This window comes from Frankia sp. QA3 (assembly GCF_000262465.1).
Taxonomy (GTDB): domain Bacteria; phylum Actinomycetota; class Actinomycetes; order Frankiales; family Frankiaceae; genus Frankia.
In genome coordinates this window covers 3,508,165-3,520,506 of the sequence record NZ_CM001489.1, presented here as the reverse complement: position 1 = coordinate 3,520,506, position 12,342 = coordinate 3,508,165, and the positions used below count along the sequence as shown (strand labels likewise).

The 12,342-nt window shown below is 73.2% G+C and carries 11 protein-coding genes; 7 read left to right on the top strand and 4 right to left on the bottom strand.

What is annotated here, in order from left to right; translation table 11 throughout:
- Nucleotides 1–103: 103 nt before the first annotated feature.
- Nucleotides 104–784: a TetR/AcrR family transcriptional regulator gene (locus FRAQA3DRAFT_RS14500; RefSeq protein WP_009739784.1), complete on the bottom strand. Its 681-nt coding sequence runs from the start codon at nt 782–784 to the stop codon at nt 104–106.
- Nucleotides 777–1,778 carry an NADPH:quinone oxidoreductase family protein gene (locus FRAQA3DRAFT_RS14495; RefSeq protein ID WP_009739783.1) on the bottom strand — a complete coding sequence of 334 codons (1,002 nt, stop codon included), beginning with the start codon at nt 1,776–1,778 and terminating at the stop codon, nt 777–779. The genes FRAQA3DRAFT_RS14500 and FRAQA3DRAFT_RS14495 overlap by 8 nt, the downstream gene beginning before the upstream one ends.
- A 116-nt stretch (nt 1,779–1,894) precedes the next feature.
- On the opposite strand from FRAQA3DRAFT_RS14495, the gene FRAQA3DRAFT_RS14490 reads away from it, so the two are divergent.
- The 3 genes from FRAQA3DRAFT_RS14490 to FRAQA3DRAFT_RS14480 are packed head-to-tail and all read left to right on the top strand — an operon-like array spanning nt 1,895 to nt 4,303.
- The gene (locus FRAQA3DRAFT_RS14490; protein WP_009739782.1) at nt 1,895–2,140 is read left to right on the top strand and encodes a DUF2630 family protein; all 246 of its coding nucleotides are present in this window, start codon (nt 1,895–1,897) and stop codon (nt 2,138–2,140) included.
- Between the two features lie 58 nt (nt 2,141–2,198).
- Nucleotides 2,199–2,978, top strand: a complete 780-nt coding sequence (locus FRAQA3DRAFT_RS14485; protein ID WP_009739781.1) for an SDR family oxidoreductase — start codon at nt 2,199–2,201, stop codon at nt 2,976–2,978.
- Nucleotides 2,979–3,004: 26 nt separating this feature from the next.
- Nucleotides 3,005–4,303 carry a glycosyltransferase gene (locus FRAQA3DRAFT_RS14480; protein WP_009739780.1) on the top strand — a complete coding sequence of 433 codons (1,299 nt, stop codon included), beginning with the start codon at nt 3,005–3,007 and terminating at the stop codon, nt 4,301–4,303.
- A 10-nt stretch (nt 4,304–4,313) separates the two neighbouring features.
- Here FRAQA3DRAFT_RS14480 and FRAQA3DRAFT_RS14475 read toward each other — a convergent pair whose 3' ends face one another.
- On the bottom strand, nt 4,314–5,732 hold the full coding sequence (locus tag FRAQA3DRAFT_RS14475) for an ATP-binding protein (RefSeq protein WP_009739779.1): 1,419 nt from the start codon (nt 5,730–5,732) through the stop codon (nt 4,314–4,316).
- Nucleotides 5,733–5,748: 16 nt separating this feature from the next.
- On the bottom strand, nt 5,749–7,470 hold the full coding sequence (locus tag FRAQA3DRAFT_RS14470; RefSeq protein ID WP_009739778.1) for an FAD-dependent oxidoreductase: 1,722 nt from the start codon (nt 7,468–7,470) through the stop codon (nt 5,749–5,751).
- Nucleotides 7,471–8,224: 754 nt separating this feature from the next.
- On the opposite strand from FRAQA3DRAFT_RS14470, the gene FRAQA3DRAFT_RS14460 reads away from it, so the two are divergent.
- The 4 genes from FRAQA3DRAFT_RS14460 to FRAQA3DRAFT_RS14445 all read left to right on the top strand — a co-directional run bounded on the left by FRAQA3DRAFT_RS14460 (nt 8,225) and on the right by FRAQA3DRAFT_RS14445 (nt 12,340).
- On the top strand, nt 8,225–9,250 hold the full coding sequence (locus FRAQA3DRAFT_RS14460) for a PHB depolymerase family esterase (protein ID WP_232292046.1): 1,026 nt from the start codon (nt 8,225–8,227) through the stop codon (nt 9,248–9,250).
- 145 nt (nt 9,251–9,395) lie between these two features.
- Complete coding sequence (locus tag FRAQA3DRAFT_RS14455) at nt 9,396–10,109, top strand: MBL fold metallo-hydrolase (protein WP_009739775.1); 714 nt, start codon at nt 9,396–9,398, stop codon at nt 10,107–10,109.
- Nucleotides 10,110–10,169: 60 nt separating this feature from the next.
- Nucleotides 10,170–11,006 (top strand): carbon-nitrogen family hydrolase, encoded by an 837-nt coding sequence (locus FRAQA3DRAFT_RS14450; RefSeq protein WP_009739774.1) that lies wholly within the window; start codon nt 10,170–10,172, stop codon nt 11,004–11,006.
- A gap of 278 nt (nt 11,007–11,284) precedes the next feature.
- The gene (locus FRAQA3DRAFT_RS14445; protein WP_009739773.1) at nt 11,285–12,340 is read left to right on the top strand and encodes a sucrase ferredoxin; all 1,056 of its coding nucleotides are present in this window, start codon (nt 11,285–11,287) and stop codon (nt 12,338–12,340) included.
- Nucleotides 12,341–12,342: the final 2 nt, after the last annotated feature.

Genomic DNA, 12,342 nt, shown 5'->3' with positions numbered 1-12,342 from the left:
CATACCCGGGCGGCCGCGTCCCCATGCGGTGCGGCGGGCACCAGCGAGGGGTGACGGAAGGTGGTCGTCCGATCCGGAGCCAGGGGTGGCCGCCGCCGTGCTGTCAGCGAGGGTCGACCGGCGCCCGCACGCCGGCGAGGCAGTACGCGGCGACCTCCTCCGCCCGCGACGACCGATCGCAGCGACCCCAGAGCACGTCCTGCACGGCGCCGGTCAGCGTGATGGCGAACAGCCGCGCCTTGTCTCGCGGATATTCCACGCCCAGCTCGGCCAGCGGGCCGGTGGCCAGCCCGGCGATCATGTCCAGCGAGGCCCGGGCGGCACTGCCGGCGACGTCCCGCGACCGTTCCGACTGCGCCAGCACGGCCCGCGTCGCCGCGCCGATGACGGGGTCCGTCGCCTGGTGGAGGAGGCCCGCGATCAATGCCCGGAGCTGGCTTTCCGGCGAGGTCTCCCGGCCCATCCGGTGCCGCAGGTAGGACTCGGCCCGCCGCATCCCGTCGTCCACGATCGCGGCGACCAGATCGTCCTTGCTGGCGAAGCAGCGGTAGAACGCCTTGTTCGACAGCCCCGCGGCCGAGATGAGGTCCGCGACCCGCACCGCCTCCGACGTCCCGCGGTCGATGAGCAGGGCCAGCCCCACGTCGAGCAGTCGCCGCACCTGCGCCTGCGCGGCGTCCGCGGGCTGCGCGGTGTCCGCGGGCTGCGCGGTGTCCGCGGGCTGCGCGGCGTCTCCCGGCCGCCCGGTCTGGCCGAGCCGCGAGGCCACGGCCGACTCAGCCATCGAGGCCGGTGTCGTCGCCGTCCGTCATCTCCAGGACGACCTTGCCGATCGCGCGCCGCTCGGCCACGTGGGCCAGGGCGGCGCCGGTGTCGGCCAGCGGGAAGCGGGCGCCGATGAGCGGGGCGACCCGGCCGGTGCCGAGCAGCTCGGCGAGCTCGGCCCGGTCCCGCGCCGCGAGCTCCGGTTCGAACTGGGGGAAGGTGCGTAGCTCGAAGCCGCGCACGATCATGCCCTTCAACAGCAGCAGGTTGAGGGGGATGCGCGGGATCTCCCCGCTGGCGTAGCCGACGGTGACGAACCGTCCGCCCCAGCCGAGGGTGCGCAGCGCCGCCTCGGCGAAGCGTCCGCCGACGGGGTCGACGACCACGTCCGCGCCGCCGGCCGCCGACCGGATCGCGTCGCGTAACGGCGTGCGCTCGTAGTCGATCAGGTGCTCGGCGCCGCGCTCCTTGCAGGCCGCGAGCTTCTCCGGGCTGGACGCCGCGGCGATCACCCGCGCGCCGAGCAGCGCGCCCAGCTCCACCGTCGCGAGCCCGACGCCGCCGGCGGCCCCCAGCACGACCAGCCGCTCCCCGGGCGCGATGTCCGCGATCGAGCGCAGCGCGTGGTAGGCGGTGAGGTGGCAGACCCAGCTCGCCGCGGCGACGGCGAGGTCCACCCCGCCCGGCACCGGGATGAGCGAGCCCGCCGGGGCGGCGACGTACTCGGCGAACGCGCCGCTCATCGCCGCGCCGGCCACCCGGTCACCGACCCGGACGCCCGTCACCTGCGGCCCGACGCCGACGACGACCCCCGCGAACTCGCTGCCGGGGGTGAACGGCGGCGGCACCGGCACCTGGTAACGGCCCGCGGCGATGAGCACGTCGGGCAGGTTGACCGCCGCCGCGTGCACCCTGATCAGCGCCTCACCCGGCCCCGGTGCGGGCCTGGGTACCGGCTCGGTCGTGATCTCGTCCGGCGTGCCCAGCCGATGACAGACCGCGGCTCGCATCATCGCGATTCCCACGCGGACAGTATGTCAGGTCACATCCCGACCATCATGTTCCGCGAAGGTCGTCCGGTTCACGGTGGCGTCCCCGCGGTCCCGAGCTGGCGTGATTGAGTGGGCGGGTGGACGACGAGCGGATCTACGCCCAGGTCAGCGCCCTCGTGGCCGAGGAGCACGAGCTGCGGGGCCGTCGCGCCCGCGGCGAGATCGACGCCGAGACCGAGCACGAGCGCCTCGATCGCCTGGAGCAGGAGCTGGACCAGTGCTGGGACCTGTTGCGCCGACGCCGCGCGCTGCGCGATGCCGGCCAGGACCCGCAGGGCGCCGAGCCGGCCAGCGTCTCCCAGGTCGAGCACTACCTTCAGTAGGACGGCCGGCTTCAGTAGGACGGCCGGCAGGACAGCGGGCCTGGAGTAGGGGAGCGGGATGGATCTGCAGCTTGCGGGCCGGGTCGTGCTGGTGACCGGCGGCTCGGACGGCCTCGGCGCCGCCCTGGTGCGGACGCTGGCCGCGGAGGGGGCCAGGGTGGCCTTCTGCGGCCGGGACGAGGCGCGGCTGCGGTCGGTCGCCGAGGCGGCGGGCGGCTCGGCCGGGGAGATCCTGCCGGTGGTCGCCGACGTCCGCGAACCGGCCGACCTCGAGCGGTTCGTCGCCGCAGCCACCGAGCGGTGGGACGCCGTCCACGCCCTGGTCAACAACGCCGGGGCCAGCTCCGCGGGGCCGTTCGAGCGCCAGACCGACGAGGCCTGGCAGGGCGACCTCGACCTGAAGCTGCACGCGGCGGTCCGGGCGTCCCGGCTCGTCCTGCCACACCTGCGCCGGGCGGGCGGCGGCAGCATCGTGAACTCGCTGTCGATCACCGCCCGGACGCCGGGCGCGGGCTCGATGCCGACGTCGGTCACCCGGGCCGCCGGCCTCGCGCTCACCAAGGCCCTGTCCAAGGAGTTCGGCCCGGACAACGTCCGGGTCAACGCGATCCTCATCGGCATGGTCGAGAGCGGTCAGTGGGATCGGGCCGCGGCCGCGCAGGGCATCGGGATCGACGAGCTTTACGCGCGGATGGGCCGCGACTCCGGCATCCCGCTGGGTCGGGTGGGCCGGGCGCAGGAGTTCGCCGACCTCGTCGCCTTCCTGCTCTCCGCGCGGGCCGCCTACATCACCGGCACGGCCGTCAACCTCGACGGCGGCCTGAGCCCGGTGGCCTGACGGCCAGCCCGAGAGGTGACCTTTCCGTGGCCCGTTTCCTGTTTGCCACCACTCCCGGTGTAGGCCACACCGCCCCGGCGTACCCGGTCGCCCGCACCCTGGTGGCCCGCGGCCACAGCGTCCGGTGGTACGCCGGTTCGGCGTTCGCCGACGCCATCACGGCCACCGGCGCCACCTTTCATCCCATCAGCGAGCACCACAACGACTTCAGCGTCCTCGACCTGAACGAGCGGTTCCCCGGCCACCAGAAGCGGACCGGACTGCGCAAGCTCCAGTTCGAGATGGTCCATGGCTTCGCCCTTCCCCTGCTCGGACACGTCCGGGATCTGCGCGCCCTGCTCGAACTGGAATCGGCGGACGTCATCGTCGGCGACACCGCCTTCATCGCCGCGGCGCTGATCCAGGAACTCGGCGGCCCGGCGTTCGCCGGTTTCGGCATCACCGTGCTCGGTTTCCCGAGCCGGGAGCTGGCGCCGTTCGGCCTCGGGCTCGCCCCGTCCGCCGGTCTGGTCGGACGGATGCGCAACCGCGCGCTCGACCAGCTCATGCGCCGGGTCGTGTTCCGGCCGATGACCGCCGCGGTCAACGACGTCCGCGGGCAGCTCGGCCTGCCGCCGACCGCCCAGATGGTGTTCGAGTACCCGCTGGTCTGTCGGATGTACCTGCAGTTCAGCCCGCCTGGCTTCGAGTACCCGGTCCCGGATCTGCCGCCCCAGGTGCGCTTCGTCGGTCCGCCGCGCCCGCTGGCCGACCCGACCTGGCAGCGGCCGGCCTGGTGGTCCGAGCTGGCCGCGGGCCGCAGGGTCGTCCTGGTCAACCAGGGCACCGTCGCGACCGACTCGGACCAGCTGATCCGCCCCGCGTTGGACGCGCTCGCAGGCGAGGACGTCCTCGTGGTCGCCGTGACCGGCGGCGCCGACCCGGCCGAGCTCGGGACGCTGCCGGCGAACTCCCGGGTCGAGCGCTTCATCCCCTTCGACGAGCTCCTGCCGCACGTCGACGTCTTCCTCACCAACGGCGGGTACGGCGGGACGCAGCTCGCGCTCTCGCACGGCGTGCCGATCGTCGGCGCCGGCCGCACCGAGGACAAGAACGAGGTCAACGCCCGGGTGGCCTGGTCCGGCGTGGGGATTGACCTGCGTACCCAGACGCCCACTGCGGAGCAGATCCGCACGGCCGTCCGCCAGGTGCTCGCCGACCCCCGCTATGCGACGCGGGCGCGCCGCCTGCAGGCCGAGATCGCGCGCGCCGGCCGCGAGGAGAAGGCCGCCGACCTGCTGGAGCAGCTCGCGGACGCCGCCAGGGTTCGTCACGTCACCCGTTGAGGGACCGCCATCAGGTGGGGGCGGTGAGGGGGAGACGGACCTGGAAGCGGGTGTCGCCGGGGGCGGAGGTGACTCGCAGGTCGCCGTGGTGCTTCTTCACCACGATCCGCCAGGAGATGTCCAGGCCGAGGCCGGTGCCCTCGCCGACGGACTTCGTCGTGAAGAACGGCTCGAAGATCCGGTCCCGGATGGCGGGGTCGATGCCGGGGCCGGTGTCGCCGATCTCGATGACGCCGAAGTCGTGGTCCGCGAAGGTCCGCACCGTCAGCGTCCCGCGGTGGTCCATCGCGGCGACGGCGTTGTCGATCAGGTTCGTCCAGACCTGGTTGAGCTCGGCGGCGTAGGCGGGGATCGCGGGCAGGGACCGGTCGTAGTCCCGGCGGATCTCGACGTCGTCGCCGATCTTGCGGCCGAGCATGATCAGGGTGCTGTCGAGCAGCTCGTGGATGTCGACGGTCTGGTACGGCGCCCGGTCCATCTGCGAGTACTGCTTGGCGGCGGTCACCAGGGTCGAGATGCGGCTGGTGGAGTCCTCGATCTCCCGCATGAGCAGTTCGCTCTCGACCGTGTAGGTCAGCCAGCGCACGGCACCGTCGAGCACGCCCGCCGGCACCGAGGCGGCCACGTGGTCGAGCCAGGCGACGTCCAGGCCGGCCTGCACGAAGATCGGCGCGACGTCCCAGGCGTCGCCTATGTCGCGCTCGTCCAGCCAGTCACCGATGAGGTCCTCGCGGTCCGTGGCCTCGATCGGGGTGAGGGCCGGTGCCTTCGCCACCCGCTCCACCGCCTCCTCCTGCAGGCGGATGAGCACCTCCAGCTCGGTGCGTTCGTACGGACCGGCGGCGATCATGCCGAGCTTGTGCCGCATGCCGGCGACCCGTTCCCGCAGCGCCGAGGTGGCCCGCACGGCCGCGGCCGCCGGGTTGTTCAGCTCGTGGGTCAGCCCCGCGGACAGCGAGCCCAGCGCGAGCAGCCGCTCCCGCTGGCCGACGACCTGCTGGGTGTTCTGCATGCCGAAGAACAGGCCCTCGAGCATGTGCAGGGCCATCGGGAACCACTCGCGCATCACGGTGGCCACGTCGTCGGCGTCGAGGACGAAGAACCGGCTGGGCTCGGTGACCCGCATCGAGTTCTTGTAGACCTGGGGCACCCGGTCGCCGAGGTAGGCGTGCCAGGCGCCGGCGTACACCCCCCGCTGGGAGGTGCGCACGACCTCGACGTCGTCCGCGCCCACCCGGGTGCTCATCACCAGCGCGCCGTCGATGAGCACGTAGAAGCAGCTCGCCGGCTCGCCCTCGGCGTAGACCGGACCCGGCTCGAGCAGTTCGGCGTGCCCGCGTTCGCACAGCCAGCGGAGCTGGTCGTCGGTGAGCTTCTCGAACAGGAACAGGGTGCGCAGCTCGTCGACGTCGCAGGGCGCCGTTGTCATGATCGCTCTCCCCCCGTCAACGCTTCTCGAGGTAACGGTGGACGAGGGCGATGGCCATGGCGCCCTCGCCGACCGCCGAGGCCACCCGCTTGACCGATTCGGCCCGGGCGTCGCCGGCGACGAAGACCCCTGGCACCGACGTCTCCAGGTGGTAGGGGTCGCGGTCGAGCGGCCAGCCCGGCGGGCGGCGGCCGTCGACGACCAGGTCCGGCCCGGCCAGGACGAACCCGTGCTCGTCGCGGGTCAGCACGCCGTCGAGCCAGCCCGTGCGCGGCGCGGCGCCGATGAAGATGAACAGCCACTGGGTGTCGACCGTCTCGGTCTCGCCGCTGGCGTTGTCCCGCAGCGTGAGCCGTTCGAGGTGGCCGTCGCCCTCGGCCGCGACGACCTCGGTGCAGGTCCGCACGGTGATCGCCGCGACCCCGGCGATCTGCTGGATCAGGTAGTGGGACATCGACGCCTCCAGCGACGACCCGCGCACCACCATGGTGACCCGCCGGGCGTGCCGGGCGAAGTGCATCGCCGCCTGGCCGGCGGAGTTCGCCCCCCCGACGATGTAGACGTCCTGCCCGGCGCAGGAGGGCGCCTCGGTGAGCGCGGAGCCGTAGAACACCCCACGGCCGGTGAACTCGTCCAGGCCGGGGGCGGCGAGCTGCCGGTAGGACACCCCGGTCGCGAGGACGACGGCGTGCGCGGAGATCTGCCGGCCGTCGTCGAAGTGGACCGTCCGCGCGGGGCCGCTGACCTCCAGCGTGACGGCGTCGCGCGCGGTGAGGACCTCCGCGCCGAACTTGACCGCCTGCCGCCGCGCCCGGTCGGTGAGCTGGGCGCCGGACACGCCATCCGGAAAGCCCAGGTAGTTCTCGATCCGCGAGCTCTGGCCGGCCTGCCCGCCGGTGGCCATGCGCTCGACGAGGACGGTGCGCAGCCCCTCCGAGGCCGCGTACACCGCCGAGCCCAGCCCCGCCGGGCCGCCGCCGATCACCACGACGTCGTAGAAGTCCGCGGCGGGGGAGGTGGTCAGCCCCACCCGGCCGGCGAGCTCGGCGTCGGTGGGGTCGGTCAGCGTCACCCCGTCCGGGGTGATCACGACCGGCAGCGCGTCGGGGGACGCCTCGGCCGCGGCCAACAGCCGCGCGCCCTCCGGCTCCTCGGACAGGTACCAGCGGTAGGGCACCTGATTGCGGGCGAGGAAGTCGCGCACCTCGTAGGAGCGCGCCGACCAGCGGTGCCCGACCACGCGTGTTTCGGTGACGGGGGTGTGGTCGGCGGCGAGCCAGGCGTCGAGCAGACCGTCGACGACCGGGTAGAGCTTCTCCTGCGGAGGGTCCCACGGCTTGAGCAGGTAGTGGTCGAGATCGACGATGTTGATGGCGTCGATCGCCGCGGTGGTGTCGGCGTACGCGGTCAGCAGTACGCGGCGCGCCGTCGGGTACAGGTCCATCGCCTGTTCGAGGAACTCGATGCCGTTCATCGCCGGCATCCGGAAGTCCGCGAGCAGCACGGCGACCCGGTCACCGCGCAGCTTCATCTCCCGCAACGCGTCGAGCGCCTGCGGCCCGGACTCGGCGCGCACGATCCGGTAGCGCTCCCCGTACTGGCGCCGCAGGTCGCGGGCGACCGCGCGGGACACGCTCGGATCGTCGTCGACGGTGAGGATCGCCGGTCGGGCCGGCGGCCTCGATCCGGGCGCCGCCGCCGCGGCGCCGGACGTGGGCGGAGCCGATGCGGACGTCATGGGTGCCCCCCGGAGAGATCGGTGGCTGGCGTGGCGCAGGTCGACGCCTCGATGACGAGGAGGAGGCGGGTGGGCGCGGGTGAGTCGGTGCCGTCCGTGCGCCGCCGCATTCCGCCAGTCTATGGTTCCGCCCACCGCCGTGTTCGCCCGTGCGGAAAACTGCCGCCGACAGCCACGTTCCGTGACAGGCTCGGTGGTTGGAGCTGATCTCGCCGGTGGTGAAGAAGAGATGGAAGACGGAATCGCGTGCGGCAATTGTGAGATCGGCCAGGCCATGCCCTTGTCCAAAAAAGGCCTTACTGCGGGCCAGTTCGACCGAGCCAACCAGTTCGCGTATATCCGGCGTCGCGACCTTACTCTTCGGGTAATGCTTGGCTTGCCCGATCATCCATACTTTCAACTGCTGATCCACGCCGGGCAGCTCATAGACTCGAGCTAACCGCCCCCGTAGTGTCGGCCGGCCAAAAAAATCGGTACCCTGATCACTCGAATTTTGCACTTTTGGACGGCCGGGATGAAGGCTCTTCGAGCTTGTGGGCGGCGGCCGGGAGATGTCTGGCGTGGGGGCTACAGGTTCGCCTGCCAGCGGTGTCCTGGGTGCGCGCGGGGGAGCATCAGCGCTTCCCGAACGAGTGGCCGCCGATGCTCCCGGACGTCGGGATGCCGAGCCCGGCCTGTCGGGCAGTTGTCGGTCGTCGAGCGCCACGTGACCCCACCCGGTTCGTACCGTGGTCGGATGGCTCGGGCCGGGAAAGTGTCGAGATGGCCGCTCGCCGTGATGGGCGTCGCCATCGTGGCGGCGGTCCTGTCGATGGCCGTGGCGGTGTTGCCCGACCGCCCCGGCGTCGCCGTCGGCGCGGTCGGCGCGGTCGGCGGTGCGCCGCCATTGGGCCTGGCCGCGGGCGTGGCCGGCCAGGCGGCTGGCGGCGCGTGCCCGGCGTCCACCGGCCGTATTCCGCTGCCCGGTGGGGTGCACGTTCTCGTTCACGACGGAATTCGGCGTTCCTACCGGTTGGCGGTGCCCGCGCATTACGACGGGCGATCATCCTATCCCGTCGTGTTCGACTTCCACGGTTTCAAGGCGGACGCGGCGCTGGAGGAACAGCGGTCGCGCATGGGTGCGGTCGGCGCCGGGCGCGGCTTTGTCGTGGTGACTCCCGACGCGCTCGGCACGCCCCGCCGCTGGAACACGATGAGCGACCCGGGCAAGGCCGACGACATCGGCTTCGTCGGCGCCCTGCTGACCGGCCTCGCCTCCCGGTTCTGCCTCGACGGCCGGCGGGTCTACGCCACCGGGCATTCCAACGGCGCCGAGTTCGCCGCCGCGCTGGTCTGCCGGTCCGCCCGGTTCGCCGCCGTGGCCATGGTCTCCTCGACCTTCGAGGCCCGCTGCCCCGCGGGGCGCGCCCCCGCGACGATGGCCGTGCACGGCACCGCCGACCCGTCGGTGCCCTACGGCGGCGGCGTGATCGTGGGCTCCTCGACCCGGGTGCCCGCGGCGTCGGCGGTGATCCGTGCCTATACCGACCGCTACGGCTGCAACCCGACCCCGCTGACGAGCCGGCCCGCCCCCGGGATCGCCCCCCGCCGCTACGCCGCCTGCGCCGGCGGCGGCGAGGTGCTGTTCGACTCCGTCGTCGGCGGTACCCACCTGTGGCCGGCGAGCCCCGAGGCCCGCCGCGACCCGCACAACTCACCCGCCGGGCGGACCTTCGACGCCACCGGCGCCATCCTCGACTTCTTCACCGTCCACCGGGCCCCCCGGCCGGTCGCCGGTTGACGCACCGAGTCCCCGGCGGTCCTGGTGGCTGCGGGGGCCGGCTGCCGGCGTCTGTGACATGGGTTCGCCCCCCGTCATGTCACAGAATGTAGCCCCGGGTGGCCGACTCGTCCCACCTCGGGGCGGACCTTCGTACGCTGAACGGATGACCGAGCGCCTGTACTTCCGCCAGCTGCTGTCCGGCCGCGACTTCGCCGTCGGCGACCCGGTCGGCACCCAGATGGTCAACTTCGTCTACCTCGTCGGGGACCGGGAGACCGGCGAGGCGGTGGTCGTCGACCCCGCCTACAAGGTGGACGACCTGCTCGCCCTGGTCGCCGCCGACGGCATGCGGCTCACCGGCGCGCTCGTCAGCCACTACCACGCCGATCACGTGGGCGGCTCCGCGTTCGGCATCGAGATCGAGGGCATCCGCGAGCTTCTCACCCGCGTGGACGTGCCCATCCACGTCAACCGGGCCGAGGCCGAGTGGGTGCGCCGGGCCACGGAGGTCTCCGCCGCCGACCTCGTCGAGCACGACGACGCCGACGTGGTGACGGTCGGGGAGATCCCGATCCAGCTCCTGCACACCCCCGGCCACACCCCCGGCAGCCAGTGCTTCGTCGTCGACAACCGGCTCGTCGCCGGCGACACCCTGTTCCTGGAGGGCTGCGGCCGGATGGACCTGCCCGGCGGCGACGCCGGGCTGATGTACGACAGTCTGCGCCGGCTGGCCACCCTGCCCGACAGCACCACCGTCTTTCCCGGCCACCAGTACTCCCCGCAGTCGTCCGAGGATCTTGCCGTCGTCAAGCGGATGAACCACGTCTTCCGGCCGGCGAGCGCCCAGCAGTGGAAGGCCATGCTCGGCCTGGGCTGAGGCGGCCGGCCTCGCTGTCCACCCCGCCGTCGTGCCCTGACGGCCGACAATCTCGGAGTGATGACACCGCTGACCAGCCCGGGCCGCGTCCGGACCGTGTGTCTGCAGCTCGACTGCCCGGATGACGAGAGCGCCGCGGAGCGGGTGCGCCGGGTGCTGGCCGAACTGCGCCGGACCGACGCGGACCTCGTCGTGCTCCCCGAGCTGTGGGCCACCGGGTATTTCCGTTTCGACGCATACCAGGCGCAGGCGGAACCACTGACCGGCCCGACGCTCACCGCGCTGCGCGAGGTGACCCGGGAACGGGGATTCCACCTGGTCGCGGGCAGCCTGGTGGAGCGGGCCGAAGACGGCCGGCTGCACAACACGACGGCCCTGATCGGTCCCGGCGGCGACATTCTGCACACGTACCGAAAGATTCATCTGTTCGGTTACGAGTCTGACGAGGCCAGGCTGCTGGCGCCGGGAACGACCGCCGGCGCCGTGCGCACCGAGCTCGGCCGCATCGGCCTGGCCACCTGCTATGACCTGCGTTTCCCGGAGTTGTTCCGGATGCTCGGCGATGCCGGCGCCGACCTCGTCGCGGTCGTGTCTGCGTGGCCCGCGGCCCGGCTGGAGCACTGGCGCGTGCTCACCCGTGCCCGCGCGATCGAGAACCAGGTCCACCTCGTCGCCTGCAACGTCGCGGGTCGGCACGCGGGCCGGGACATGGCCGGGGCGAGCGTCGTCGTCGACCCGTGGGGGGTGGTGCTGGCCGAGGGCGGCCAAGGCCCCGCCCGGGTCGAGGCCGAGCTCGACCCGACCCACCCGGCCGCGGTCCGCGCCGAGTTCCCGGTGCTCACCCACCGCCGGCTCGGCGTCACCATCGTTCCGGAAGCGGAAGGCACGCGGGATTGACCCCTCTCTTCTCCGATCAGTTCGCGTCTTCTCCGATCAGTTCGCGACCTTCGACTCCCGCCGTTCGGGTCCGCGGCCCCCGCGATCCCCGCGCTCACTGGATGTTCGCAGGGGGGTGTTCACGGGGGACACCTTCGTCATCACCGAAACCGGTGCCCGATCGGTGAACGCCCTGCCCCCGGTGCTGACCCAGCTCTGATCCCGCCGTCTGCGCCGCGCCGTTCCAGGCAGCCGCGCCGTTCCGGGGAGCCGCGCCGTTCCGGGGAAAGGGAGAACCCGTGGATCGCGTGCTGTGCGCCGCCGAGTCCGAGGCGCGTGCGGAGCCTCTGTTCGCCACGGCCGGCCGCGTCGACCGCTGGCTGCTCGTCGAGCAGCCCGGGCCGTGGGGCCCGCGCACCCTGCCCGAGTCCGGGCTGGCGGAACCGGTCGTGCAGGGCCTGGCCGCCAGGGCGGCCAGGCTGGGGACCCGCACGGCGCTGATGCGCCGCCCCGGCTGGCTGGACTGGGACCCGGCGCGGCGTCTGGTGGTGGCCGTCGACTGCCGACCGGGCGCGCAACGGATGCTGACCCGCACCGTCGCCGGGCCGGCGGAGCTGGCGGCCCTCACCCCGCCCTGGGACGACGCACCTGAGCAGGACTCACTGCGGGACGACTCACCTCGGGACGAAGGGGCCGCTCCGGACCCGCGGTGGCGGGCCGAGCCCGGTCCGCTGCTCGCCGTGTGCACCCACGGCCGGCACGACCTGTGCTGCGCGGTGCGGGGCCGACCCGTCGTGCGCGCCCTCCAGCAGGCCTTCCCGGACCGGATCGTCGAGGTCTCCCACCTCGGCGGGCACCGGTTCGCGCCCACGGTGCTGGTCCTGCCCGGCGGCCACCTGCTGGGCCGGCTGGGACCGGACGACGCCGTCGAGGCGTGCCGGGCCGTGCTCGCCGGCCGCCGGCCGGCCGGGCAGCACTACCGGGGACGGGGAGCCTACGACCGCGAGGTCCAGGCCGCCCTGCACTTCGCGGCCGACCATCTGGCGGGCCTGCCGGCGGGGGAGCCGGCGCTCGATGGACTGCGCCTGCGGCGCAGCGTCGCGCTGGACGGTGACCGGTGGATCGTCGAGCTCGACATGCCGGCGCCACCGGCCACGGTGGGCGCTCTGCCAGGGACGGCCGCCGCGACGGGGGTGACGGTGACGGTGGGGCGCGTGCCCGGCGCGGGGTCGGGGCGGCTGTCCTGCGGCGACGACCCGGTCCCCGCGCCGGCGACCTACGCGTTGCTCGATCTCGCTCTGACCGGTCCGTCCGCGGCGGCGCCGGCCGGGCGCCGCCGATGCGGGCGTCTCTGATC

Coding starts and splice junctions, on each gene's coding strand:
- FRAQA3DRAFT_RS14500 (WP_009739784.1), bottom strand. CDS start 784: ATGGCTGAGTCGGCCGTGGCCTCGCGGCTCGGCCAGACCGGGCGGCCG.
- FRAQA3DRAFT_RS14485 (WP_009739781.1), top strand. CDS start 2,199: ATGGATCTGCAGCTTGCGGGCCGGGTCGTGCTGGTGACCGGCGGCTCG.
- FRAQA3DRAFT_RS14495 (WP_009739783.1), bottom strand. CDS start 1,778: ATGATGCGAGCCGCGGTCTGTCATCGGCTGGGCACGCCGGACGAGATC.
- FRAQA3DRAFT_RS14455 (WP_009739775.1), top strand. CDS start 9,396: ATGACCGAGCGCCTGTACTTCCGCCAGCTGCTGTCCGGCCGCGACTTC.
- FRAQA3DRAFT_RS14450 (WP_009739774.1), top strand. CDS start 10,170: ATGACACCGCTGACCAGCCCGGGCCGCGTCCGGACCGTGTGTCTGCAG.
- FRAQA3DRAFT_RS14475 (WP_009739779.1), bottom strand. CDS start 5,732: ATGACAACGGCGCCCTGCGACGTCGACGAGCTGCGCACCCTGTTCCTG.
- FRAQA3DRAFT_RS14470 (WP_009739778.1), bottom strand. CDS start 7,470: ATGACGTCCGCATCGGCTCCGCCCACGTCCGGCGCCGCGGCGGCGGCG.